Annotated in this window: 18 protein-coding genes; 17 read left to right on the top strand and 1 reads right to left on the bottom strand. The window is 36.5% G+C overall.

The features are described from left to right. Positions 1-3: 3 nt before the first annotated feature. The 12 genes from B176_RS0116920 to B176_RS0116860 all read left to right on the top strand — a co-directional run bounded on the left by B176_RS0116920 (position 4) and on the right by B176_RS0116860 (position 18603). The gene (locus tag B176_RS0116920; protein WP_017260023.1) at positions 4-1473 is read left to right on the top strand and encodes a SusD/RagB family nutrient-binding outer membrane lipoprotein; all 1470 of its coding nucleotides are present in this window, start codon (positions 4-6) and stop codon (positions 1471-1473) included. Positions 1474-1501: 28 nt separating this feature from the next. Beyond that, positions 1502-2815, top strand: coding sequence for a DUF5689 domain-containing protein (locus B176_RS20445; RefSeq protein WP_017260022.1), 1314 nt, complete (start codon positions 1502-1504; stop codon positions 2813-2815). 86 nt (positions 2816-2901) lie between these two features. Continuing rightward, positions 2902-3528 (top strand): hypothetical protein, encoded by a 627-nt coding sequence (locus B176_RS0116910; protein ID WP_017260021.1) that lies wholly within the window; start codon positions 2902-2904, stop codon positions 3526-3528. A 25-nt stretch (positions 3529-3553) separates the two neighbouring features. Next, on the top strand, positions 3554-5335 hold the full coding sequence (locus B176_RS20440) for a T9SS type A sorting domain-containing protein (protein ID WP_017260020.1): 1782 nt from the start codon (positions 3554-3556) through the stop codon (positions 5333-5335). 4 nt (positions 5336-5339) lie between these two features. Continuing rightward, positions 5340-6998 carry a sialidase family protein gene (locus B176_RS20435; protein WP_017260019.1) on the top strand — a complete coding sequence of 553 codons (1659 nt, stop codon included), beginning with the start codon at positions 5340-5342 and terminating at the stop codon, positions 6996-6998. Then, the gene (locus B176_RS0116895; RefSeq protein WP_017260018.1) at positions 6998-7903 is read left to right on the top strand and encodes a glycerophosphodiester phosphodiesterase family protein; all 906 of its coding nucleotides are present in this window, start codon (positions 6998-7000) and stop codon (positions 7901-7903) included. The genes B176_RS20435 and B176_RS0116895 overlap by 1 nt, the downstream gene beginning before the upstream one ends. Before the next feature lie 20 nt (positions 7904-7923). After that, the gene (locus B176_RS0116890; RefSeq protein WP_026063413.1) at positions 7924-9957 is read left to right on the top strand and encodes an SUMF1/EgtB/PvdO family nonheme iron enzyme; all 2034 of its coding nucleotides are present in this window, start codon (positions 7924-7926) and stop codon (positions 9955-9957) included. A 16-nt stretch (positions 9958-9973) separates the two neighbouring features. Beyond that, positions 9974-11389 carry a sialate O-acetylesterase gene (locus B176_RS0116885; RefSeq protein WP_026063412.1) on the top strand — a complete coding sequence of 472 codons (1416 nt, stop codon included), beginning with the start codon at positions 9974-9976 and terminating at the stop codon, positions 11387-11389. 712 nt (positions 11390-12101) lie between these two features. Continuing rightward, positions 12102-13004, top strand: a complete 903-nt coding sequence (locus B176_RS0116875) for an alpha/beta hydrolase (protein ID WP_017260014.1) — start codon at positions 12102-12104, stop codon at positions 13002-13004. 42 nt (positions 13005-13046) lie between these two features. Next, positions 13047-15023 carry an FG-GAP repeat domain-containing protein gene (locus B176_RS0116870; protein ID WP_026063411.1) on the top strand — a complete coding sequence of 659 codons (1977 nt, stop codon included), beginning with the start codon at positions 13047-13049 and terminating at the stop codon, positions 15021-15023. Positions 15024-15166: 143 nt separating this feature from the next. After that, the gene (locus B176_RS0116865; protein WP_017260012.1) at positions 15167-16606 is read left to right on the top strand and encodes a sialate O-acetylesterase; all 1440 of its coding nucleotides are present in this window, start codon (positions 15167-15169) and stop codon (positions 16604-16606) included. Between the two features lie 23 nt (positions 16607-16629). Beyond that, positions 16630-18603, top strand: coding sequence for an FG-GAP repeat domain-containing protein (locus tag B176_RS0116860; RefSeq protein WP_026063410.1), 1974 nt, complete (start codon positions 16630-16632; stop codon positions 18601-18603). Between the two features lie 149 nt (positions 18604-18752). Here the strand turns inward: B176_RS0116860 and B176_RS0116855 are convergent, their stop codons facing one another. Further along, positions 18753-19631, bottom strand: coding sequence for an AraC family transcriptional regulator (locus B176_RS0116855; RefSeq protein ID WP_017260010.1), 879 nt, complete (start codon positions 19629-19631; stop codon positions 18753-18755). 268 nt (positions 19632-19899) lie between these two features. Between B176_RS0116855 and B176_RS0116850 the strand changes: the two genes are divergently transcribed. The 5 genes from B176_RS0116850 (at position 19900) to B176_RS0116825 (ending at position 26592) form a co-directional block, all read left to right on the top strand. Next, complete coding sequence (locus B176_RS0116850) at positions 19900-21534, top strand: fucose isomerase (protein ID WP_040540756.1); 1635 nt, start codon at positions 19900-19902, stop codon at positions 21532-21534. A 2-nt stretch (positions 21535-21536) separates the two neighbouring features. Beyond that, positions 21537-23174: a ribulokinase gene (locus tag B176_RS0116845; protein WP_017260008.1), complete on the top strand. Its 1638-nt coding sequence runs from the start codon at positions 21537-21539 to the stop codon at positions 23172-23174. Between the two features lie 454 nt (positions 23175-23628). Continuing rightward, positions 23629-24642 (top strand): 2-dehydro-3-deoxygalactonokinase, encoded by a 1014-nt coding sequence (locus tag B176_RS0116835; RefSeq protein ID WP_017260006.1) that lies wholly within the window; start codon positions 23629-23631, stop codon positions 24640-24642. Continuing rightward, positions 24626-25270, top strand: coding sequence for a bifunctional 4-hydroxy-2-oxoglutarate aldolase/2-dehydro-3-deoxy-phosphogluconate aldolase (locus B176_RS0116830; protein WP_202803360.1), 645 nt, complete (start codon positions 24626-24628; stop codon positions 25268-25270). The genes B176_RS0116835 and B176_RS0116830 overlap by 17 nt, the downstream gene beginning before the upstream one ends. 32 nt (positions 25271-25302) lie before the next feature. Beyond that, positions 25303-26592, top strand: coding sequence for an MFS transporter (locus B176_RS0116825; RefSeq protein WP_017260004.1), 1290 nt, complete (start codon positions 25303-25305; stop codon positions 26590-26592). Positions 26593-26717 lie beyond the last annotated feature (125 nt).

Below are 26717 nucleotides of genomic sequence, written 5' to 3'. Positions count from 1 at the left end.
ATTATGAAAAAAATTAAACAAATCATAAGTATCTGTCTGGTCGTGTTTTTAACAGCTTCCTGTACAGACGGATTTAAAAAATTAAGTAAGAACCCCAATTCTAGTGAATTTGCATTGCCTCAGGCACTATTGGCACCGGCAATTACGGATGTTGTAGCCAAAAATATGAACCGTTCTGCAAAAAGAATTAATAATGAATTGATGCAGGTTCATGTATTAACAGGAGATGTGGAAGGTAGAATATTTCGCTATGATATACGTAAGTCAGAAGCAGATTATAATTGGAATAATTGGTATTTGCAATTAACTAATTTTAAAAATCTATATACAAGTGCCGAAGATTTATATAAAATAAACAGCAATAATAGTAACAAGACCTACATGGCAATATCCTTAATTTGTCAGTCTTGGGTAGCTTCATTGCTTACGGATACATATGGAGATGTACCATATTTCGATGCTAATAAAGGTAAAGAAGGTGTATTGATGCCTAAGTTTGATAAACAGGAAGATATTTATCTGGATATCTTTAGTAAACTGGAGCAGGCAAATGAACTTCTAAAAACCAATGCTAATTTAACAGGTGAACTTGCTGGTTCTGATCCTATATATGGAGGAGTAGCGCTTAACTGGAGGAAATTTGGGAATTCTTTGTATTTGCGTTTGCTACTAAGAGTTTCTGGTAAAGCAGGTACAGTTGCAACTGATAAAATAACCGAGATTGTACAAACAAAAATTTCAAATTACCCATTAATTTCCAATAATGCGGAATCTGCAATATTGAAATGGACAGGTGTATTGCCTTATCAGTCACCTTTTCAGACAGATAGGGATGCGGATTGGAATATACTTAGGTTGGCCGATTTTTTTGTGAATAATTTGAAAAACTGGGGAGATCCTCGCATAGCTAAATGGGCAACATTATCTCAAGGGGAATATGCTGGGATTCCAAGCGGTTATCCTGTGGGTGCGTCTCCAACTCCGCGTTCTGCAATGCCTCTGGCTTTAAAAATAGATCCGTTATTAGGCAATATTCTTAATTATTCTGAATTGCAATTTATTTTAGCCGAAGTGGCCATAAGAGGTTGGTATAACGGAAATGCACAAACTCATTATGAAGCTGGTATTACGAACGGCATTACTTTATGGGGGGCTTCTGTGCCATCTAATTATTTAAATGGTATACATATAAAGTGGGATAATAACGAAGGACCAAGTAGTAAAATAGAAAAAATACTTCTACAAAAGTATTATGCTCTCTTCTTTACAGATTTAGAACAATGGTTTGAATATAGAAGAACAGGTTATCCTGATTTGCCTAAAGGATTAGGGCTAATAAATAATCAGGAAATGCCTGCTCGAATTAACTATCCAGTATATCTTCAATCTACAAATAGAGATAACTATTTGGAGGCTATAGGAAGACAAGGGGCTGATGATATTAATACCAAAGTATGGTGGCAAAGACCGTAATTAATTTATAACGCTAAAATATAAACTAATGAAAAAAATATTATTGTTGCTCACTGCATTTACAATGTTAGTATTTATAGCATGTAAACGTACAAATTGGGCAGATGGAATTTTAAGCGCAGTCATCTCTGTAGAAGATATTCGGTTACTTTATAAAGGAGAAGACCTTGTGTTAAATAATACAAATATGTCTGGTGCTACAAAAATAACTGGAATAGTAATTTCTGATGCTAGTTCTGGAAACCTTCAAGAAGGTATGTTGGTCTTACAGCAAAATAGACGAAAAAAGATAAGAGGAATTAATTTAATAGTAGGTAATCAGGCTAATAACTTTAAACCAGGAGACTCTATAATTGTTGATATTAATGGGGCAATATTGACCAAAGAAGAAGGTTCTTTAAAAATTAAAGATATAGCAACTAATGCTATACAACTGGTGTCAGAAAGCAATGTTTTAGAGTCGAAAATTATCTCTATAGCCCAACTAAAGTCAAATTCCAGTAATTATGAAAGCACACTAGTAAAAGTTTATGCCGGGGATTTTGTGCCAGAACCTATTTCTGGTGATAGCTATAGCGGAGATAGAGTTCTTAGTGATGGAACAGGACAAATGGTACTACATACCGAGGTTACAGCTAGTTACGCTATGGTACAATTACCTGCAACAGTATCTGTTACAGGTATCGCTTTGATGTATTTGCCTGTAGGTGCTGCCGAGCCAGAAATTTCTTTGTGGCCACGAAATATCAAAGATATAAAAGCAAAGACAGTTATTCTTGCATGGAACTTACTGGGCGCTATAGGTAATGAAGCTATCAGCAATTCTACCATAACAAATCCCAATTTAGAAACATCTACATTAAGTAGAGGTGTTGGTTTAGCTGTGCAGACAGCAGGAGGCTCTTACGCAAGTACTTTTTCGATTAATGCAGATAAAGCAGCCGCTATTACAGCAGGATCATATTACCAATTTACCATAAAGCCTAAAGGTATTTCAAAAATAAGTTTATCTGCATTGGATATCATCTTAAGGATACAAACCAATGCCCCAAAAACTTATATATGGATGTATAGTATGGATGGTGGTATCAGTTTTAAAGATATAGGAGAGCCTTATACCTGGGTTACCGGATTCTCGGAAAATAATGGAATACAACAACCACAATTAGATCTTTCTATGATAGATGATTTGCAAACACTGACTTCTGTTACGCCTGTTATGTTTAGATTATACGCTTGGGGCGGAACCAGTGTGTCCAGCAATAATGGTGTTAGAATAGGTAAAAGTCTTACTGTTGCGCAGCATGCATTAGCTATCGAGGGAACTGTAGAAGAATTTTAATCAACCATATCATAAAAAATATCATCTGGAAAAATACTGACTGGATGGTATACTAATTTATTAATTTTTTACCCTAATTTTTTAAAATGAAAAAGTTACTATTTGTTTTTTTAATATCCTGTGTGTCTTATAGTGTTGATGCACAAATACTTGCATGGAACTTCTTAAGTGACGTAAAAGGAAATGAACGAGTAAGTGCATCAACGATGACAGACTCAAATCTGGAGGTATCAATATTATCTCGGGGCCCAGGTGTAAAGCCCGAAAAAGCCAGCTATTCATTTGCATCTGCTTTCCCTGTAAATCAAAATAAGGAAGAAGCTATAAAAGCAGGTTCATATTATCAATTTACAGTAAAGACGAAAAAAAATCATTACGTTTCTCTTAACGCCTTAGAGGTGGTTTTAAGGGTTCAGAACAATGCACCCAGAAATTACCGATGGATGTATAGTACAGATGGTATTAAGTTTACTGATTTGGGAAAAGAAGATGTAAAATCTGCGCCTACCATAAATAATGGTGTCTCCCAACCAACATTAAATCTTTCGTCTTATAAAGAGCTACAAGGAGTCTCTTCTTCACAAACTATTACTTTCCGTTTATACGCCTGGGGAGGGGCAGAAGGTTCTAAAGATAATGGATTTAGAATAGGTAAAAGTGGTGCCACAAGAAATGCGCTGTCTTTAAGTGGAAAAGTTTCAAAAAAAAAGTAATAAATAGAAATAAAGTATAATTAATATGAAAAAGTTATTTACAATAATATTAGCTGTATTTACGGTTAGCCAATTAAACGCCCAGATTGCAGCGTGGAATTTATACGGTAAAGTAGGTAGCGAACCAACAGCAACGCCTACAGTTGTTGCGCCAAATGTAATAGTATCTGATTTAAGTCGGGGAATTGGGTTGACAGCTCAGACAGGAGGCAATACTTTTGCCAGCACACTCATTCCTCCAAACACACAGCCCTATGCGGATATGAATGCCGCCATAGTAGCACAAGCTTATTACGAATTTACCATTACACCCAAGCCCGGTGTGGCTGTTAATTTGAGTGCAATTAATAGATTTATCTTAAGAATCCAGCCTAATGTTGCTTCAGCTTATGTTTGGAGATATGGTAAAGTGGGAGATGCAGATGCGAATTTTGTTAATATAGGCTCTCCAGTTATATTGGCAGATATCGGTTTCGACTTCGCAGCAAACGGTGGAAATATACAACCTCTGATAGATTTGTCTGGTATAAGTGATTTACAGAATATTAGTGAAGCTGTGATTTTTCGTTTATATGCATGGGGCGGGGCGGTAGCAACGTCGGGATCAGGCTCATTTAGGATAGGTCAAAGCCCTTCTGCTTCCCCTCAAGAAGCATTGTCTATAGATGGAACAACTGTTTCTCTTACGGAATGGAACCTGAACGGCATAGTGGGTACAACAGTAAATCCTCCCGCAATAGCACAGCCAACACGAGTTAATCCTAATATAGAAGTATCTGCGTTAAGTAGAGGAGATGGGGTAACAGCTCAAAACGCGGGCAATGCATATTCGTCTGCATTTCCGATAAATGCTGATAAAGCAGCAGCGGTTGCTGCAGATTCTTATTACGAATTTACAATTACACCTAAAGGCAATGCTCTTATAAATCTTTCTGCACTAAATGTAATTTTAAGAGTGCAAGTTGATGCCCCGAAAACTTATATATGGCGTTACAGTAAAGACAATGGCAATACATTCCAGGATATAGGAAGCCCCTACACCCTTACAACGACAAACTTTAGTTTTACTGATAATAATGGTATCCAACAACCTTCTGTAGATCTTTCAGGAATTACAGATATGCAGCAGTTTAATAACCCGGTTATTTTTCGTTTATATGCATGGGGAGGGAGCAGTGCCAGCAGTAATAATTCTTTCCGGATAGGGGCAAGTGTTACCACTACCCGAGATGCTTTAACCATAAGAGGAGAAGTTGTACAGATGAATACGCTTCCCGTAGTTTTATCCTCGTTTACCGCCAAAAAAGAAAATAATTCGGTAAAGTTAAACTGGTTAACACAATCGGAACAAAACAACTCCCATTTTCAGGTATTACGTTCATCAGACGGAAATACACCCGTAGTAATAGGTACAGTTTCAGGTAACGGAAATTCTACAAGTTTACACAACTATAGTTTTATAGACTCTGATCCTTTAGTAGGAGATAACTATTACCAATTAAGACAGGTAGATTATGATGGTAAGTCAACAGAAAGCTCCATCGTTCATATAAATACTGGATTTAATAAAACATCCTTGAACATTTCTAAATTATCAGAAAATGACATACAGCTTTCTGTTTATGCTGCAAGAGCTGGAAAAGGAAAAATACAGGTTGTAAGCATTGACGGACGTAAAGTATATGAATCTTCAATGGATTTTCAGCAAGGTAATAATCAAATACAAATTCCTGTTAACGCTAATGGGATGTATATCGCGTCTTTTATTACTGCATATGAAAACATTAGTACTAAATTTTTAAAATAGATAGATGAGGAAATTAAATGTTTGTGTACTTGGTATTTGTTGCTTTTGGATATTTGTAGCCTGTAAAGCAAGTAGTTTAAGAGAAGAGATAACGCCAAAGGAGAAACCAGATACAATTATATATGCTGTGAACTCTGCAATTCTTAAAATGGAAGATATATGTGTTAATCCTCCAACTCCAGAATTACATGCCTCTACTATAGAAGAAACACCAACAGGACTAGTTGCTGCCTGGTTTGGCGGTACAAAAGAAAAAGAGCCGGATGTAGGTATTTGGTTGTCTAGGCAGGAAAATGGTAAATGGGCAGCACCAGTAGAAGTAATTACTGGAATAACCAAGTTAATTGATGGTTCAGAAATTCAATATCCTTGTTGGAATCCGGTATTGTATCAAGTACCAAACGGCGGTCCTTTAATACTATTTTATAAAGTAGGGCCTACTACTCCAGAATGGTGGGGAATGTTAATGCGCTCGACAGATGGTGGAAAAACATGGAGCGAACCAGAACGTTTGCCCGAAGGAATTTATGGACCAATAAAAAACAAACCTGTAAAGATAGGAGAGAAAGGAATACTGAGTCCTTCGAGTATCAATTCTATGTTGCATTTTGAACGTTCTAATGATTTTGGGAAAACCTGGACGAGAACGGCATCAGTAACAGATCGCTCTATACCAGTTATACAACCTAGTATATTGCTTTATGGAAATGAAAGGTTACAAGCTGTAGGGCGAACATTGAAAGATAAAAGAGTATTCAGTATTTGGTCTACAGATGGAGGTGAAACATGGGATAAACTCAAATTATTGGATTTACCAAACCCGAATTCAGGTAACGATGCAGTAACATTAAAAGACGGACGACAATTAATGGTATATAACCATAGCGAAACCTCCAGAACTCCGCTTAATATAGCCATTTCAGAAGATGGAGAAAACTGGTACCCATTACTGGTTATAGAAAATGATAAAGAAGGTGGGTATAGTTATCCCGCAGTTATCCAAAGTAAGGATGGATTGGTACATATTACCTACTCTTGGAGACGTAAAAACATACGACATGTAGTTTTAGATCCAGCAATGATTAAAGGGAAACCTTTAGTATCCTGGAATTTTGATACTGATGGGATTTTTGGAAATGAAACAAGTAGCCGGTCAACCTATACCAATGAGGCTTTGGAGGTTTCTGTGTTAAACCGCGGTGGAGGTATAATCCCACAAAAAGCTGCTGTCTCTTTTGCTTCTGCCTTTCCTGTATTAGCAGATTTACAATCGGCAGAAAAATCAGGTGCTTATTATCAGTTTAGCGTTAAAGCCAAATCGTATAAAAAGATATCACTGTTTTCAATTGGTGTTGTGCTAAGAGTTCAGGAAAATGCTCCTAGAAATTACGTATGGAAGTACAGTATCGATGGCGGTTATAACTTTAAAACCATAGGAAAACCGATAACAGTTTCTACAGGATTTACTGATAATAATGGCATTCAGCAGCCACAAGTTGAATTAAGTAGCATTAACGAACTGCAAAATATACCTTCCGCCACCAAAGTAATATTCAGATTATATGCATGGGGGGGATTAAGTGCTACACAAAATAATGGATTTAGGATAGGTAAAAGTAACTCACTTACACCTGCATTAGTAGTTAACGGAGAAATTAAATAATGATGATCTTTAAAAAGATAATTTTAATAACAGCAGGTATTTTATACAGTTTGTTTTCTTATAGTCAGCTAGTTGTTTCTCAGTTGAGTTTGGAAGCTCATCGTGGTGGACGAGGATTATTTCCTGAAAACACCATAGAGGCGATGAAACTTGCAATGCATTTGCCAGGGGTAAATACTTTGGAAATGGATTTATGTATTAGCAAAGACAAAAAGATTGTGGTTTCCCATGATGTGTATTTTCATCAAAATATAACCACAACTCCGCAGGGAAAATATCTCTCACCAGAAGAAGCAAAAGCTCATTTGTTGTATCAGATGAATTATGATAGTATCAGAAAATATGATGTTGGATTGAAACCGCATCCTGATTTTCCCAAACAACAACGTTTTGCAACCATTAAACCTTTATTGACAGATTTAATAGATGAAACAGAAAAACTGGCTACTAAGCAAGGCAGAGAAATCTATTATAATATGGAAATAAAATCAGGAAAATCTGGTGATGGTAAAGAAAACCCCTTTCCTGAAGAATTTGTAGATATTGTTTATAAAGTACTGCAAGAGAAAGGTATTGTGTCCAAAACGGTAATCCAATCTTTTGATAGGAGACCGCTTCAGGTGTTACATCGTAAATATCCTGATGTTAAGCTTTCTTTACTAACTGGTAAAAGTGCAATTGGACCGCAACAAATGATAGAGAAATTAGGATTTAATCCAGCAGTTTACAGTCCTGAGTACAATACGGTATCCGATGAAATGATAAAATATTGTCACGAAAGAAATATCAAAGTGCTACCATGGACGGTTAATACGAAAGAAGAAATAATGCATCTGATTAATTTGGGTGTAGATGGGATTATTTCTGATTATCCAGATTTATTTAACGATGTAAGTAGAAAATGAATTAGTAAATGAAGAAGCAAATGAAAAAACATTTAATCTTGTTTTTGATATTAGGGATAGGATATTTTGTATCGGCGCAGGAAGCTAAAACCTCAAACCTCCATAAGGAAATAAATAGTATCAAACAAGAAATGATAAGTATTCCATCTGGGAAATTCTATATGGGATCGGACGGAAGAGGAAAGGATTTCGATGAAGCTCCAGCTCATGTAGTACATATTACAAAATCATTTAAAATTTCAGCTACAGAAATAACCAACGCACAATATGAACAGTTTGACCCCTTGCATAAACAATTTCGCGGAAAAAAGGGATTGTCTAAAGGAGATAACGAAGCCGTTATTTTTGTGAGTTATGAAGATGCCATAGCGTTTTGTAAATGGTTGTCAGAAAAAGAAGGAAAAAAATATCGTTTACCTACCGAGGCAGAATGGGAGTATGCATGCAGAGCAGGAACATTATCTGGTTTCTCTATGGCAGGTAAACTACCTAAAGAGCTTTACAAATCGCAGGTATTTAACCGTGACCCTAAGCCAGTTTCTTTACAGGTTGCTCAATTTCCTCCAAATAACTGGGGGTTGTATGATATGCATGGAAATGTAGAAGAATGGTGTTATGACTGGTACGGGTCTTATTCAAAAAGTGAACAACAAGACCCTGTTGGCAGAGTAAATGGAGATTTTAGGGTTACTCGTGGCGGAAGCCACAATACACCTCCTGAATTTCTCCGCTCAGCAAACCGTATGGCTATGATTCCGGAAGATAAAAATTGGATGATCGGTTTTAGGGTAGTAGAAGGAGAATTACCCACCACAAAACCAATGCCTGTTGATGAGCAGAACACGTATGGTCTAAACGTAGTGCAAAAAGAATTTAAGTGGAGTCAGCCTCAAAAAAAAGCCATCTTTATGGAGCCGATGTATTACGTAAAAGAACCCTCGTGTGAAAACAAAACACCATTCTATCTCCACAATCATTGTCCAGCAATAACTTGGTGTCCTAACGGAGATTTATTGGCTATATGGTTTTCTACTGATGATGAATCAGGAAGGGAAATGGTAATACTAGCAAGTAGATTAAGAGCAGGAAATACTGAATGGGATGAGCCGTCAGAGTTTTTTAGAGTTGCAGATAGGAACCTGACTGGTTCATCATTATTTTACGATGGAAAGGGTACAATATTCCACATGAACGGTATGGAAGTTGCCGGAGGATGGAAAAACCTAGCAATGGTGTCTCGTATCAGTACAGATAATGGAGTAACGTGGTCTAAACCACAATTAGCCAATGCAGAACACGATATGCAAAATCAGGTTATAGCAGGCATGTTTAAAACGAAAGAAGGTTGGTTGGTACAGGCGGCAGACGCACACCCTGGGCAATCAGGAGGAAGCACAATTCATATCAGTAAAGACAACGGTAAAACTTGGCAAAAACCTTCTGCTATTGTTGACAATCCTGTTTTTAAAGCAGGGCTGAAAGGGCCATTGATTGCAGGTATACATGCTGGAGTTTTACAACTAAAAAATGGAGACTTAATGGCATTAGGGAGAAATAATGATATCGATGGAGGAGAAAAATACCCTGGCTTACGTATGCCTTTAAGTATTTCAAAAGATATGGGTAAAAGCTGGACATATTATGCTTCTGAATTTTTACCGATATATGCCGGACAGCGATTGGTGTTAAAGAGACTGAATGAAGGTGCGATTTTATTGATTTCTTTTACTAATCATCCAAGAGAAAAAGATGAGAATAGGCGTGGAATGATTTTTAAGAATAAGCAGGGCGAAGCATATAAAGGGTATGGAATGTTTGCTGCCGTTTCTTTTGACGAGGGAAAAACCTGGCCTGTGAAAAAATTGCTAACAGATGGTAAACACCGCTACCTTAATGGGGGCGGATGGACAGGTTTTTTTGAAACCAGTGAATTTAATGCAGAGCCTATGGGATATCTTGCTGCAACACAAAGTCCTGATGATATAATCCATCTGGTTAGTAGTAACATACATTATAGATTTAATTTAACGTGGCTAATGGAAAATGCCGATTAATAAAAAGAAGAAAACGATGAAAATAAATTTAATACCAATAACCCTAATCTTACTTTTATTCACCAATAATTTATCAGCCAAAGTGAAATTGCCGTCGGTATTTTCAAATGGCATGGTATTACAGCAGCAAAGTAATGTGCTTATTTGGGGTAAAGCGACACCTGCAGTTAATATGACTATTGTTACATCGTGGGATAAAAAGAGATATACACTAAAATCAACAGCAGACGGAACATGGGAAACGAAAATGAGTACTCCAATTGCCGGAGGTCCGTATACCATAACCATTAATGATGGAACAAATTTAGTGTTATCAGATATTTTAATTGGAGAAGTATGGATTGCATCAGGGCAGTCAAATATGGAAATGCCTTTAAAAGGGTTTATAAATCAGCCAGTGTTAAACGCTGATGAAACCATTGCCCAATCAAATAATCCACAAATACGTTTGTTTCAGGTAAAAAAAGTTAGCTGGGCAATGCCTCTTGATGATTGTTCAGGAACGTGGGAAACTGCTAAACCTGCCTCAGTAACAACATTTAGTGCCGTAGCTTATGGTTATGCTAAAATTTTGCAGGAGAAGTTAAAAGTACCGGTTGGAATTATTCAAGTAGCTTGGGGAGGAACAAGAATAGAGTCGTGGATGACAGTAAACAGTTTGAAGTCTTTCCCTGATTTATGGGTTCCTCCGGTAGAAAATAAAGCACTTAAATCTAAAAACACACCTTCTGGTTTATACAACGGAATGGTTAATCCCTTAGTTGGCTATGGAATTAAAGGGGTAATATGGTATCAGGGAGAAACCAATCGTAAAAATTGGTACGAGTATTCAAAATTGCTGCCCACAATGGTAAAAGAATGGAGAACGATATGGAATATTGGCGATTGGGATTTTTATTATGTACAGATAGCACCTTACGATAAACCAACAGATAAATCTTACGCTTTTTTTCCATTGGTACGAGAAGCTCAATTGAAAGCTTTGGATGATATACCAAATTCAGGAATGGCTGTACTAACGGATGTTGGGGCACAAAACACGGTACATCCATCAGATAAGGAAAGTGTAAGCAAAAGATTATCTTATCTCGCATTAGCGAAAAGTTATGGTTTTAAAGATATTAAATGGTCTGGACCAGTATATAAAAACATGAAGATAAACGACGATAAGGTAATATTGTTTTTTGACTTAGCTGATGGTTTATACTTTAAGAATCAGGAATCTACAAATTTTGAGATAGCCGGTAATAATAAGGTCTTTTATCCAGCAACCGCTAAAATTAAAGGGTCTGAAATTAGCGTTTTTTCAGATAAAGTAAAGAAACCTGTAGCGGTACGTTATGCTTTTAAAGCTTGGGTAAAAGGTGATTTGTTTAATGGGATAGGGTTGCCGGCTTCTTCTTTTCGTACAGATAATTGGAAGATGAAATAAGAACAGATTACGTAGTTAGTAGATTATTAAAAAGCTTTCGAACGGAAGTCCAAGGCAGATAAATTCTTTTGATTACCGAATCAGGAGGTAGGGTTAGTTTTTTTTTATCAACCTTGCCACAAAGTATTTCTTAGAAAATATGAGACGAGTAGTCTCATATTTTTGTTAATTGAGTTTTTAGATTTTATCTACACTTATATAAGAGAGAAGCGTATTCTAAATTGGAATGTAAGTAACCTTGGCGTATTATAGAAGTTAGTAATATCCTTTTTTGTAATCATATAAATGCTTGGAGGATGCCAAAACCAGTACAAACACTCCCATTTAAAGGTTTTAAAAAGCATGCTATTACTGTATTGTCTCAACAATGGGACGTAGTTTTTTTCCTAGTAGCTTATTAGGCAAAAAAGAATATAGATAAGGTCGACAATACCTCCCTAACCATACTTTCTAAATAATATTTTTTAAATCTTGGTTGAACCCAGAATGGCTTCTTTAAGGTAAATTTGGTGAAACGTTTTAGTTATGTGATAAAATAGATGATAACATATTGGATGTTTTGGAAAACAAATGTTATGTAATGTGATTTTTTTCTCTATAAATTGGGTTTTGTAATTATTAACGTTCATTTCCTTCAAAAAATAGTAATAACTGGAGATTGGTTAACGAGTAGAGATAAAACGAGGGATTTTTTATCAAAAAAACATAATTAATGAATATAAAACATATTTTAACACTAGTAGTTACTTTCTTCTCTTTAACAGTATTTAGCCAGGAAAAGGTTATTCTTTTATATCCAAACGGGGTGCCCAATGCTAAGCAAGTACCTGTAGATTATATAGAAGAGTTTTCTAAAGATCAGATACGCTTTGTTTCTGAACCAACAATTACTGCCTATTTACCAGCAAAAGATAAAGCAACAGGGACTGCTGTAGTAATTTGCCCTGGCGGGGGTTATGGTTTTTTGTCTATTACTAAAGAGGGTACGGCGATAGCTAAAAAGTTTAACGAAAATGGTATTGCTGCTTTTGTATTAAAATACAGATTACCAAGCGACCTTATCATGTTGGATAAAACAATTGGTCCGTTGCAAGACGGGCAGCGAGCTATTCAATTGATCCGCGAACGTTCAGCCGAGTGGAATGTTGACCCTGCTAAAATTGGAGTAATCGGTTTTTCTGCCGGAGGACATTTGGCATCAACCATTGCAACGCATTTTGATAAGTTTTTGATAGCAAACCCTAAAAATACAAGTGTTCGTCCTGATTTTGCTTTGCTATTATACCCGGTAATCACATTCGGAGAATATGCGCACCGTGGATCTATAAGTAAACTATTAGGCTTAAATCCATCTCAAGAATTGCTTAACCTTTATAGCAACGAACAGCAGGTTACTCCAACCACACCACCAGTTTTTTTAGTTCATGCTCAAAATGATAAAATTGTATCTATAGAAAATAGCCTGCTGTTTTATCAGGCATTATTAAAAAACAAAGTAAAAGCAGAGATGCACTTATATCAAGCTGGCGGGCATGGATTTGGGCTTAACAACAAATCTACTCCTGATGAATGGTTTGAACGCTGTTTAAATTTTTTGAAGCAAAACAACTTTTAAAGCCTTGTTAATTGCTGTTTTATAAAGGGTTTAAATTTAATTATGATGAATAAAAATATTTTTTTAGGCTTAATAACGCTATCAATACTAACTGTTGAGCTGTTAAATGCTCAAATTAAAGCACCACAATTGGTTAGCGGAGAACCTATACAAAATGGAAACCCTAGTGGAGTAGGTATACTTTCATTGCCTTTTTATAATGGATATTCCATGGGTTTTGCATCGGTAAAATCAAATGGTAAAAAAGATTTGTTTTTACAGGGTACAGATGGGCATGGTAGAGGCACTTATCTTTATTGTTTCAAAAAGTTGTCTCCAACAGGTACCCCTGTTTTTTCCGAGCCAATTAAAATTACCGTTCCGTTTGAAGATAAAGGGAAAAATAGAGGGCTAATTGTACAAGATAAAACAGGGAAGATATATGGTATATGGAGTTTTGGACAAACATTGCGTTATGCCGAGTTTGATAAAAAGACTTTAAGTTTTTCAGAGCTTAAACGTATCAACATCAAAGGTACACCCAAAGGTTTTTCTGATTTTGGTGTAATCCCTTTAAAAAATGGAGACTATCAGTTTCTTTTTTCAGTAGGAGAAGAAGGAGTATTTAGTAATGGAGAAACTTTTCCTAAAAAAATAACCTATAATGCCGAAGGTTTTTGGCCTTATCAACTTAGAAAGTTAGGGATATACGGTGGAATGTCAACCAGTTTAGAAGTAGCTTCTGTAGATGTAAAAGCTTTAACCGATTTAAATCAGGCATTATTCACTATAGAAGGTTTTGTAAACTATACCCACGCGGACAATAGTTATATTCTTTCTGGTACAAGATTAGGTAATATTCTATTTTATAAATTAAACGAAAAGACTGGCACATTGGGGAAACGCCATTTTGCAGTAGATCAAGATGGAATACTACTTAGAAACCCCAATGTACACTCATCACCAGCTTATTTTTACGATAATCAGGAAAATCAAGGTTTAATTACAGTAGGCGAAGGAGGAATCTACTATTATAAGAACACCAATAAATTGGATAAAGTCGGGAATCTATCCATGCACAAACCCCAACATTTACTACAAGAGAATCCAAAAATATACGGAGGTTCTTTAGTTATGCCGTCTTTGGCAGATTGGGATGGCGATGGGAAAACAGATATTATTGCAGGTAATTCTATGGGTTTTCTGTTTTTTTACAAAAATACAGGAAGCAATGAAAGCCCTATTTACGGCGACCCAGAATATCTAAAAGCCGACGGTAAAATTATACATATACAACCTGGCTACCGAGAAGATATTCAAGGCCCCGGTGAAGCTAGATGGGGTTATACCTCTCCAAATGTAATCGATTGGGACGGAGACGGCTTATTAGATGTTTTAACGGGAGATAGCAGAGGTAAGTTTATGTTTTACCGAAATATTGGCACTAAAACGAACCCAAAGTTAGACAGAGAACATACCTTATATCTAGACGGAATGGATATGTATGGAACCTGGAGAACAAGGCCTGGAGTTGCTAAAATAGGAGATAGGATGGCTTATATAACCACAGATAAGGATGATGAATTTCATTTATACTGGCAGTTGGATAAATATAATTTAGAGGATGGTGGCAAATTAAAAATAGGCGACATAAACATAAGAGGAAATAAATTAGGAGGTGGTACAGTAGGCCGAGGTAAATTTGAGATTGTTGATTGGGACGGTGACGGCGTAAGAGATTTGTTGGTGGGCACTTACGGTAAACAATCCATTCCAGATACTACCACAGGTTTGCCAGTTAATATGAAACCAAAAAGAGGCTCTACGGTACTTTTTCTTAAAAATATAGGGACGGATGTAAAGCCTCACTATGAGTATCCAAAGGTATTGAAGTTTAAAGGACAAAACATTTCTTTAGGAGGACATGAGATTGGAGTATCCGCAGCAAAAATAGGTTCAAGCGCAAATCGACTTAATTTAGTGGTAGGCATTGAAACAGGCGTATTTATTTTTTACGATAGAAAAGACCTAAGTTGGTGATAAGCTACAACTTAAAACAGGGTAATATAATACATAAAGCAGTCAAAAACAGTAATAATGCCTGCTAAGTAAAAGGCTATCTTGTATTCATATTAGCCACTTATTACATTCAAGTATTTGAATGGATATCTAAACCAAATCAAATGAAATTTAAAATTTTTATCTTTTCTTTTATTGCGTTTTTATACGCTGGAACTTTATTTGCTAAAGTTACTTTGCCTTCCGTTTTTTCTAGCGGGATGGTTTTGCAACAAAACTCTTTAGTAAATATTTGGGGAAAAGCTACAAAAGAAGTGCGTATAACCACTTCGTGGGATGGAAAGAACTATATCACAGCTCCGGATAAAACTGGAAACTGGAAAACCAAGCTTCAAACACCAACCGCAGGCGGTCCATTTACCATCATCATTAACGATGGCGAAGAATTAAAACTTACTGATGTATTAATTGGTGAAGTTTGGTTAGCATCTGGGCAGTCTAACATGGAGATGCCTTTAAAAGGATTTAAAGGACAACCTGTGGAAGGCTCAGAAGAAGCAATTAAAGGGTCTGCTAACCCAAAAATAAGATTCTTTAATGTACAAAACATCAGCTGGAAAAAACCTTTAGATGATTGTAAAGGGGCTTGGTTAAACGCATCACCACAAAATGCGTCAGATTTTAGTGCAATAGCATATTTTTATGCTAAAATACTTCAAGAAAAACTAAATGTACCAATAGGTATTATAGAAGCAGATTGGGGCGGAACAGTAGTGCAAGCTTGGATGAGCGAAAGCGCATTGGCAAGTTTTCCGGAAACAAAAGTTCCAGTACAAGCAAACGAAGGAAATAAGGATAAAAATACCGCTACAGGTTTATACAACGGAATGATTAATCCTATCAAGGGATATAATATTAAAGGCGCCATCTGGTATCAGGGAGAGCAAAACCGTAACGAGCCAGATTTATACCTAAAAATGTTTCCAGCCATGGTTAAGCAATGGCGTAAAGATTGGGGCGTAGGTGATTTTGCTTTTTACTATGCACAAATTGCCCCTTATATTTCTAAAACAGAAAAGCTATCACAAGCAACATTAAAGTTGGTTCCTTATGTACCTGTATTAAGAGAATCGCAGCTTTTGGCAGAGAAAAAGATAAAGAATGCCGGCATGGCTGTGTTAATGGATATTGGCGCAAGCAATACCATACATCCACCAAACAAAAAGAGCGTAGCAGAGCGACTTTCCTATCTGGCACTCGCCAAAACCTATAAGTTTGATGATATCCCATACACTGGCGCAACTTATAAAAAAAGCAAGGTAAAAGGGAATGCCATTTCACTAAGTTTTGATAATACAGCAGGAGGCTTGGTGTTAAAAAACAAAGATTCAAACAATTTTGAAATAGCCGGAGCAGATAAGGTGTTTTATCCTGCAAAAGTAGTTGTAGACGGCAACCAGCTTACGCTTTCATCAGATAAAGTAACAAAGCCAGTAGCAGCGAGATATGCCTTTAAAGCTTGGGCAATGGGAGATTTATATAACAACGCCGGACTTCCTGTTTCTTCTTTCAGAACAGATAAATGGAGCGTTGTAGAAAAATAGGTAATCATAATTTTAACCATAAGATGAAAAGAATAGGAATTTATTTAACGGCTGTATTAGGAGTAATATCCTTTAATATAAAAGCGCAAGCACAAGAGGAAAAGGATTTTCAGTTTTTGAAATACAATAATCCTGGTTTAACGGTTGATTTAGGTGTGGGTTTATGGGCATGGCCAATTCCGATGGATTATGATGGTGATGGCGATATGGATTTGTTGGTTTCTAGCCAGGGAAAACCGTTTAACGGCCTTTATTTGTTTGAAAATAAAACTGGAGGTAAAAACCCGATATTCGAAAAACCAGTATGGTTAGCTAAGTCGCTCAAAGATATTCAGGTTTCTTATATAAACGGCAAACCGCGTTTTACTGTGCCAGGTGCAGAGTTGCTGGATTTGAAAAATAACATTTCAAAAAATAGGAAAAAATTATTCCCAGTTGATTCTATAAAGAAAGACATCGTTGGAAGAAATCGGTTTAACCAATGGAAACTGGTTGATTATGATAATGACGGAGATATAGATATTGTAGTTGGTATTGATGATTGGGGAGATTATGGTTGGGATAATGCCTTTAATAGCGAAGGAAAGTGGACAAAAGGGCCGTTACATGGCTTTGTTTACCTGATAGAAAACGTAAACGGTGAATATGTCAATAAAGGAAGAATTAAAGCAGCTGGAAAAGAAATAGATGTGTTTGGTGCCCCAACGCCTAATTTTGCTGATTTCGATGGAGATGGAGATCTGGATTTGATATGTGGCGAATTTTTGGATAAAATGACTTATTTCGAAAATGTTGGAACCCGAGAAAAGCCTGTTTATGCAGAAGGTAAGCTTCTTTCTAACGCCAGTGGAATTATTAAAATGGATTTAGAAATGATTATTCCTGTAGCTGTTGATTGGAATAATGATGGTTTTATGGATTTAATAGTGGGCGACGAGGATGGAAGAGTAGCATTGATTGAGCATACCGGAAAAGTGATAAACAGAATGCCACAATTTAAAAATCCCGTATACCTGCAACAAAAAGCAGACAATGTGAAGTTTGGCGCATTGGCTACACCATTTAGTGTAGATTGGGATAATGATGGGGATGAAGATATTATTGTTGGAAACTCTGCCGGACACATTGCTTTTATTGAAAACTTAGGAATGTATAACGGAATGCCACGTTGGGCAGCGCCTAAACTATTGGAAAGCGATGATAAAGCCATCAGGATAATGGCTGGCTACAATGGTTCAATACAAGGCCCTGCAGAAGCAAAATGGGGTTATACTACACTTTCCGTAGCAGATTGGGATGGTGACGGTTTAAAAGATGTTATCGTAAATTCTATATTCGGAAAAGTAATTTGGTATAAAAACATCGGTACAAAAAAAGCGCCTAAATTGGCGAAAGAACAAAATGTTACTGTTGATTGGGGAAATGCTACAATTCCTAAACCGCATTGGAATTGGTGGAATCCAGAACCAAAATCTTTAGTAACACAATGGAGAACAACACCTTTTGCAACAGATTGGAATAAAGATGGCTTAACAGATTTAATTATGTTAGACACTGGTGGTTACCTTTCTTATTTTGAGCGGATAAAAAAAGGGGGCGAGCTGATTTTAAAACAACCAAAAAGAATTTTCTACGGAACAGATTTTTCTGGATACAACCAAAAGAATGATATTACAGATAGCGTAGCGGGTGCTTTAAGTTTAAATACTGGAAAGTACGGGCAAAGCGGAAGAAGAAAATTTACGATAGCTGATTGGGACGGCGATGGGAAATTAGATGTTTTGGTAAATAGTCTGAATGTGACTGTATTACAGAATATGGGTGTTAAAAATGGTGTAGTGCAACTTAAAAACCAAAAACCAGTAGCCAAACTGGTGCTTGCCGGGCATGATACAAGCCCAACTGTGGTTGACTGGAATAAAGACGGAATCCCCGATTTATTAGTTGGTGCTGAAGACGGGCATTTTTATTACCTGCCTAATCCAAGAACAAAATAGCAATAAGGAATTTTAAACTAACCTATTACAGGTATCAAGAGGCTGTCTCATAAATGTGAGAACAGCCTCTTTTTCTTTAATTTCTTCGGATAAGGAGCGTATAAAAATTGCAGATAGGCAATTCTTAGGTTTTGGTTGCGAGATTTTACTTAAATCGTTACTTTGTTCAAATACTTCTTTTTATACTCAACGGGTGTGTGTCCCGTAATATTTTTAAAGTGTCTGTAGAAGTTAGACGGGTTATTAAAGCCACACTCCATACAAATTACTTCAACAGTCATTTCACTTTCAATAAGTATTCTGCAGGCATGGCTAATTCTAATTTCTGTTAAAAAATCATAATACGTTTTCTTAGTCATTTTTTTAAAATACCTACAAAAAGAAGTGACACTTAAGTTGCTAAGCGCCGAGATTTCCGAAATGGTAATTTCGTTTTTATAATTGGTTAAAGTATAAGCGCAAATTTTGTTAATACGATCTGTGTCTAAATTATTTGGAGCAAAATAAGCACTTGTCGAAGTAATAAAGTCGTATTCTTCTGAATTTGCTAAAGTGCTCAATATTGAAAGTAGAATGGTTAACCTTTCCAGATTAACAGCATCGCCAGCTTTTTCCATCAACGAGACTATTTTTTTCTTAGTATCTCCTTTGATAATCAATCCTTTTTTAGCTTTCTCATAAAGCCTCGAAATCTGATGTGCTTCGGGTAAGTTTATAAAATCTTGTCCTAAGCAATTGGGTAAGAAGTGCATTACACAAGCTTCTACTCTTAATTTAGATTCTGGTAAAAAATAATTGTCCTCGCATCGCCAGGTATGAGGCAGGTTTTCTCCAATCAGAATTAACTCTCCGTCTGAAAAATTGCTAATATTATCCCCAATAAATTTCACACCCTTTCCTTTTTTTACATGGTGTAGCTCTAGCTCTGGGTGGTAATGCCAAAGTGTACCAAAATTAGGTAATGTGTCATTTCTTATACTAAATGAAGTTTCTAATTTAGTAGGTACTTTATGAAAATAAGGCTTCATCACTATGTAAATTTGTCTTATATAAAAATTGTTGTTTTCTTGGAATAAGAAATCCTCACGGGCTCTTATTAGAAGCAATATTCGTTTTTGGTTTAAATCTAATATAAAACAAAAAAGTGCTCAAACAAAAATCTAGGATAATATAGTATATAAAGCGGGTAAAAACACTTATAGAATTTGGAGTTTTGCTTAGCATATTTGTTTAGGAAGTTAATGAAAGTATAATTTCAGTAACAGACAAAGAAAAATAAACCCAAAACCAATTATTATGGCAATAACTGAAAATAAACAAGTTTATCTCGTATGTAGTGGAGATTTGCGAGAATCAGCAAATTTAAGTTGTTGGGACGCACAGTCAAAAATGGAAGAACAATTAGCAGAGGCATTAACTGCCGAAGGGTTTTCCGTTAAAAGAGGACATGCTTACAATCCAATAAAAAAACATGGATTCATAGATTCTCAGAGAATGGGAATTGAAGTGTTTAAAACCTTAGATCCAAACTTGCCACTTATCGTTGCAGAAAGTGTTTGGCAGTATAGTCATCATGTTTTAGCAGGTCTAACTACTCATAAAGGACCTATTTTAATTGTTGCAAATTGGAGTGGGCAATTTCCTGGTTTGGTAGGTGCGCTTAATTTAACCGGCTCTCTTACCAAAGCCAATGTGAAATACAGCTTTTTATGGAGCGAGGATTTTACAGATAATTTCTTTAAAAAGGGACTAAACGAATGGTTAACAACAGCAAAAATCACGCATGATAGTACTCAGGTTAAATCCATGTCTGCTGTTTCGATACCTAGTAAAGATGAAGAAATAGGCAGAGCATTTGGCAAAAAACTTAGAGACGATAAGGCCATTATGGGCGTGTTTGATGAAGGATGTATGGGTATGTTCAATGCCATTGTTCCTGACGATTTACTCCACGCAACAGGTATATTTAAAGAAAGATTGAGCCAATCTACTTTATATGCTAAAATGTTGGAAGTGAAAGATGAAGAAGCAGAGAAAATATTAGCCTGGCTGTTGGACAAAGGGATGAAGTTTCATTGGGGAACAGATGAAGCTACAGAATTAACCAGAAACCAAACGCTTATACAGTGCAAAATGTACATTGCTGCATTACGCCTAGCAGATGAATTTGGTTGCGATACCATCGGTATACAATACCAGCAAGGATTAAAAGATTTAGCTCCAGCAAGTGATTTGGTTGAAGGATTGTTAAACAACCAAGAACGCCCACCAGCATATTCAGTTTCTGGAAAAGAATTATTTGCTGGCGAAGCATTGCCACATTTTAATGAGGTAGATGAGTGCGCTGGTATTGATGCGCTTTTAACCTATAAATTATGGAAAGAACTTGGCATGCAGGGCGATAATACGTTGCATGATTTACGTTGGGGCCAACATTTTAAAGGAGAAGGTGTAGATGATTTTGTTTGGGTGTTCTTAATCTCGGGAGCTGCTCCACCATCACATTTTACCGGAGGGTATAAAGGTGCAGATAGCATGAGACAGCCTCCTATGTTCTTTCGTTTAGGAGGAGGAACGCTTAGAGGGGTAAGTAAACCTGGAAGTATAGTTTGGAGCCGTATTTATATCCAAAACAATCAGTTACATTGTGATTTAGGAGTAGGTAAATCTGTAAAGTTGCCAGAAGAAGAAACACAAAGAAGATGGGATTTAACTAGCCCACAATGGCCAATTATGCATGCTACTTTAGATGGCGTAAGTCGTGATCAAATGATGGCTAGGCATAAAGCAAACCACATTCATGTAGTATATGCGGATGATGAAGCAGCTGCACATAGAGCTTGCCGTATAAAAGCTGCAGCAATTGCAGAATTAGGTATTCAGGTTCATTTTTGTGGTGATGTAGATCACGAAGGAAAAAGATTTTCATAACTATGGCAACAGGCAAATATGTAATTGGACTTGATTACGGCACAGATTCCGTAAGGGCATTGTTAGTTGATGCACTTACCGGAAAAGAGCTGGCAACTGCCGTACATCAATATCCAAGGTGGAAGCAAGGGAAATATTGTAATCCCACAAAATCTGAGTTTAGGCAACATCCTTTAGATTATATGGAGGGTTTAGAAAGTACAATTAAACAAGTGCTTTCTAATGTTTCGCCAGAAATACAGCAGAATATTAAAGGTATCGCTATTGATACTACAGGTTCTACACCGGTAGCTGTTGATGAAAACGGAACACCTTTAGCGCTTTTGCCAGCGTTTGCGGAAAACCCTAACGCAATGTTTGTTTTATGGAAAGATCATAGTGCAAATAATGAAGCGGATGAGATTAACGCACTTGCAAAGAGCTGGGAAGTAGATTTTACCAAGTATTCTGGAGGTATTTATTCCTCAGAGTGGTTTTGGTCTAAAATATTACATGTTCTAAGAATAGATAGCGAGGTTTCAGCAAAAGCTTTTTCGTGGGTTGAGCATTGTGACTGGATTCCTGCATTATTAACGGGGAACACTAATCCATTAACGCTAAAAAGAAGTCGTTGCGCAGCCGGCCATAAGGCCATGTGGAATGAGGAATTTGGCGGACTTCCTTCAGAAGCATTTTTGAATAAGTTGGATAACCGCTTAGCTGGGTTGCGAGAAAGATTATACCAAGATACTTTTACCGCTGATGAATCTGTTGGTGTGGTTTCTAACGAATGGATGGCCAAACTTGGTTTACCCTCAAACGTAGTAGTTGCAGTAGGTGCAATTGATGCGCACTTTGGAGCGGTAGGTGCCGGTATTAAAGAAAACACTTTAGTGAAAGTAATAGGCACATCTACCTGTGATATGGTGGTGGCAAATGTTGATGCCTATAAAGGCAAATTGATAAAAGGAATTTGCGGCCAAGTTGATGGATCTATACATCCACAAATGTTGGGGATGGAAGCTGGGCAGTCTGCTTTTGGCGATTTATACCAATGGTTTAAAGAATTTCTTTTGTCTCCGTTATACAGTCTGGGAGCGGGTATGCTATCAGAGTCTGATTTGCAAGCGCTAGATGATAAGCTTTTGCCCTATCTAAATAAAGTCGCAGGCGAACTTCCTTTAACCAAAGACGATGTTGTTGCTTTAGATTGGATCAATGGAAAGCGAACACCTGATGTAGATATGAATCTTAAATGTTTAATAGCAGATATTACGCTGGATACAAAGCCGGCCCATGTTTTTAAGGCATTGGTAGAAGCTACAGCATTTGGCTCTAAAGCCATAGTTGAACGTTTCGAAAAAGAAGGTGTTGTAATTAACGAAGTATTAGCTTTAGGTGGAATTACAAAAAAATCTGACTTTGTGATGCAAACCTTAGCCAACGTACTCAATACAAAAATAAAGGTAGTTACCAGTGAACAAGCATGTGCATTAGGCGCTGCTATGTTTGCAGCTACTGTAGCTGGTATTTACAATAATGTTAGCGAGGCACAAGCTCAAATGACTTCTGGTTTTGATAAAGTTTACACTCCAGAAGTTGATAAAGTTAGAACCTACGAAGTTTTATATCAGAAATACTCAAAATTGGCAGTTGTTTAAATAACATATTACAGTTTCCTTAAAACTGCTTAAATTTTAAAACGTTCAATATAAAGGCTTAGTTACACAACACAAAAAGAGCCATTCATTACGCACATGAATGGCTCTTTTTGTGTTGTTTGAAAATCACTGATTTTTTGTCCTTTGGTTTTTGCCGAAAAGCTTAAACAACCAAACATTTATTGTTCGATATTAAAGAGATATTCTCAAAACACCCTCTTTGCTAATTCAGGGAAGCATTTTAAATCGAGAAATAAAAATGTAATCAAAAAACAAGCTCAATTACTTAACCAATTTTTAGATATAAATTCATTAGCAATGGATAGCTTTTCATAAGTATTAACCTCTGCTATTTGCGATTATTGTAATATTAAACCACCGTTTTTTTTCTAAGTAGAAACGGAGAATAATCAGTAAACATTATTTAAAGCAATACCGTGTTAATCTATTTTAAATGAGTTATTCAAGTTTGGCAGCGGAATCTTACCTTTTATGTTGTGATTGGGGAACCTCTTCGCTCAGATTGCAATTAGTAGATATAATTTCCAGCAAAACCGTTGCAACCAGTAACGCCGAGGATGGTGTGTCTAAGGTTTTTAATGAGTGGAAAGAAACTAGCGAAGTAGAGCGATTGCCTTTTTATCAAAGCCGTTTAAAAATTCATATCGACAATATTTCTAGCGCTATAAATCTTTCTTTAAAAAGCGTTCCATTGGTTATATCTGGTATGGCTTCATCCTCAATTGGAATGGTAGAACTGCCATATAGCGTATTGCCGTTTGATTTAAGCGGAGAAAAAGCAGGTATTTGTGTAATCGAAGAGTCGGAAATTTTCCCCCATAGTATTTTGCTGGTTTCGGGAGTACAATCAAACATTGATGTAATGAGGGGAGAAGAGACACAATTTATAGGGTTAGAACAAATCATACAATCTTTAGATGGTATTTCAAATTCTTTACTGATTATGACAGGTACGCACTCTAAACACATTAGAGTGATAGACGGTAAGATGGTTGATTTTAATACTTATATGACGGGTGAACTGTTTTCGGTTCTGCAAAAAAATAGTTTGTTGAAACAAGCTATAGAAATGCCAACAGGCGACCTAACTCTAGATGATTTCGACGCGTTTTCTTATGGCATCCAAAAGTCAGCATCGTTTAACCTACTAAAGAATTTGTTTAGCGTTAGAACGGGAGAGCTATTTCAGCATCGCAATAAGCGGCAAAATTATTTTTATTTAAGTGGTTTGTTAATTGGCACAGAGCTTAGGTCAGTTCTTAATGGAAATTGGGAGAAAATAATATTGTGCAGTGGCAATAAGCTGTTTGAACTTTATAAAAAAGCAATTGAAGAACTCGGTATGGGCTCAGTGGCTCATTTTGTTTTACCTGAAGCTATGACAGATGCAACGATTTTAGGCCAGATCAAAATCTACCAATCCAAATATCATGATGTCAAATATTGAAAATCGATTCAGCTGGGAGGTATTTCGTCTAGTGCCGATTATTGGAATTATGCGTAACATTCCTTTTGAGCTAGTGAAAGAAATTTTGCCAGTATATAAAAAGGCAGGTTTAAATACTTTAGAAATTACATTAAACAGTTCTGATGCGGAGAAAAGTATTCGTTATGCTGTTGAAAATTATTCTGATTTAAACATTGGCGTAGGAACGGTTTGTAGTTTAAAAGATTTAGATACCGCAATGGCTTACGGAGCACAGTTTATCGTAACGCCAATAGTGGATAAAAAAATTATTAAGACCTGTAAAGTAAGAAGCATACCAATATTTTCGGGTGCATTTACGCCAACAGAAATTCACAAAGCGTGGAAAGCTGGAGCTGATATGGTAAAAGTTTTTCCAGCAACAGCGTTGGGTGCAAATTTCATAAAAGATATTAAAGGACCGTTTAATCAAATAAAGCTATTGCCTACAGGCGGCGTAAGTATTGATAATATCCAAGAGTTTTACCAAGCGGGTGCAAGTGGTTTTGGTATTGGAAGTCCTTTGTTTAACAAAAAACATATCGAAGCAAAGGATTGGGGTGCGTTGAGTTCGCATTTTGAAGATTTCGTAAAAAAAATAACTGCCTAGTTTCTCATTAATCAAGATACCAGATGTTCAATATGAAAATAAGAAATTATCGATGGATTGTAGTTGCGCTATTATTTATTGCTACAACTATCAATTATATGGATCGCCAGATTATTGGGCTACTAAAACCTACGCTCGAAAAAGAGTTCGATTGGTCAGAAACAGATTTTGCACACATTGTGATGGCCTTTACCGCAGCTTATGCCATTGGACTTTTGGTTTTTGGTAGAATAATAGATAAAGTGGGTACAAAAATAGGATACTCTATTTCTGTAGTATTTTGGAGTGTTGCTGGCATGTTGCATGCTGTTGCCAGGAGTGCTTTTGGCTTTGGCTTGGCGAGAGTAGGTTTGGGAGTTGGCGAAGCGGGTAATTTCCCTGCTGCAATGAAAGCAGTGGCAGAATGGTTTCCAAAAAAAGAAAGAGCCATTGCAACCGGGATTTTTAATGCTGGAACAAGTGTTGGTGTTGTAGTTGCTCTTTTTGTTGTGCCCTGGATATTAGCCCATCATGGCTGGCAAGAAGTATTTTGGATTACTGGAGCTTTAGGTTTTGTGTGGTTGATTTTTTGGTTGGTACTTTATGAAATTCCATCGAAACAAAAAAGAATAACTGCCGAGGAATTAAATTTAATACAGAATGATCAAAATGAAAATGCTACTAGCCAAGAAATAGCTGGAGAAAAGATAAAATGGTCAAGCCTATTCTCAATGCCTCAAACCTGGGCATTTATTACTGGTAAGCTGTTAATAGATCCTATCTACTGGTTTTTCTTATTCTGGTTGCCTTCCTATTTCTCATCAACATTTAATCTCGACCTCACTAAACCAAGCCCGCAATTAATGCTTATTTATGCGGCAACCACGGTAGGTAGTATAGGGGGCGGTTATTTTTCATCATGGTTAATAAAAAGAGGTTTGCCTACTTTAAAAGCCAGACGTATTGCTTTACTCATATTTGCAGTGTTAGAAATCTCTATTATACTGGCTCAATTTGCAACAGATATTTGGGTTGCCGTAGGATTGATAAGTTTGGCCGTTGCAGTACACCAAGCCTGGGCTACAAATATATTTACACTTGCTTCAGATATGTTTCCAAAAGAAACGGTAAGCTCTGTTGTGGGTATAGGGGGTATGGCAGGTGCCTTAGGTGGAATCCTTTTTCCAATATTGATTGGTTACTTATTAGATAGCTATAAGATGCAGGGAAACTTAGCAGGAGGCTATAACCTATTATTTACCATCTGCGGCTTTACTTATCTATTTGCTTGGCTTATCATTTATCTACTTACAAAAAAGCAGACCCTAAAACCCTTAAAGTAACAAGTATTTAAAATGTAACACTAATAAGGATATATTTTCATTAGTATCTGATAGTTTTCTAAAAGCTACGCATCAAACGAATTGTTAATATTGACTAAGCAATTGTTTAAAAAATATAAGTTTTT

Source organism: Pedobacter arcticus A12 (genome assembly GCF_000302595.1).
In the GTDB taxonomy this organism is placed as follows: Bacteria; Bacteroidota; Bacteroidia; order Sphingobacteriales; family Sphingobacteriaceae; genus Pseudopedobacter; species Pseudopedobacter arcticus.
Note: the sequence above shows the minus strand (reverse complement) of the source record. Positions and strands in the feature narration are given on the sequence as shown.

Bases quoted from the DNA above. Each gene is read 5' to 3' on its own strand.
- B176_RS0116920 (WP_017260023.1), top strand. From the start codon at position 4: ATGAAAAAAATTAAACAAATCATAAGTATCTGTCTGGTCGTGTTTTTA.
- B176_RS20445 (WP_017260022.1), top strand. From the start codon at position 1,502: ATGAAAAAAATATTATTGTTGCTCACTGCATTTACAATGTTAGTATTT.
- B176_RS0116910 (WP_017260021.1), top strand. From the start codon at position 2,902: ATGAAAAAGTTACTATTTGTTTTTTTAATATCCTGTGTGTCTTATAGT.
- B176_RS20440 (WP_017260020.1), top strand. From the start codon at position 3,554: ATGAAAAAGTTATTTACAATAATATTAGCTGTATTTACGGTTAGCCAA.
- B176_RS20435 (WP_017260019.1), top strand. From the start codon at position 5,340: ATGAGGAAATTAAATGTTTGTGTACTTGGTATTTGTTGCTTTTGGATA.
- B176_RS0116895 (WP_017260018.1), top strand. From the start codon at position 6,998: ATGATGATCTTTAAAAAGATAATTTTAATAACAGCAGGTATTTTATAC.
- B176_RS0116890 (WP_026063413.1), top strand. From the start codon at position 7,924: ATGAAAAAACATTTAATCTTGTTTTTGATATTAGGGATAGGATATTTT.
- B176_RS0116885 (WP_026063412.1), top strand. From the start codon at position 9,974: ATGAAAATAAATTTAATACCAATAACCCTAATCTTACTTTTATTCACC.
- B176_RS0116875 (WP_017260014.1), top strand. From the start codon at position 12,102: ATGAATATAAAACATATTTTAACACTAGTAGTTACTTTCTTCTCTTTA.
- B176_RS0116870 (WP_026063411.1), top strand. From the start codon at position 13,047: ATGATGAATAAAAATATTTTTTTAGGCTTAATAACGCTATCAATACTA.
- B176_RS0116865 (WP_017260012.1), top strand. From the start codon at position 15,167: ATGAAATTTAAAATTTTTATCTTTTCTTTTATTGCGTTTTTATACGCT.
- B176_RS0116860 (WP_026063410.1), top strand. From the start codon at position 16,630: ATGAAAAGAATAGGAATTTATTTAACGGCTGTATTAGGAGTAATATCC.
- B176_RS0116855 (WP_017260010.1), bottom strand. From the start codon at position 19,631: ATGAAGCCTTATTTTCATAAAGTACCTACTAAATTAGAAACTTCATTT.
- B176_RS0116850 (WP_040540756.1), top strand. From the start codon at position 19,900: ATGGCAATAACTGAAAATAAACAAGTTTATCTCGTATGTAGTGGAGAT.
- B176_RS0116845 (WP_017260008.1), top strand. From the start codon at position 21,537: ATGGCAACAGGCAAATATGTAATTGGACTTGATTACGGCACAGATTCC.
- B176_RS0116835 (WP_017260006.1), top strand. From the start codon at position 23,629: ATGAGTTATTCAAGTTTGGCAGCGGAATCTTACCTTTTATGTTGTGAT.
- B176_RS0116830 (WP_202803360.1), top strand. From the start codon at position 24,626: ATGATGTCAAATATTGAAAATCGATTCAGCTGGGAGGTATTTCGTCTA.
- B176_RS0116825 (WP_017260004.1), top strand. From the start codon at position 25,303: ATGAAAATAAGAAATTATCGATGGATTGTAGTTGCGCTATTATTTATT.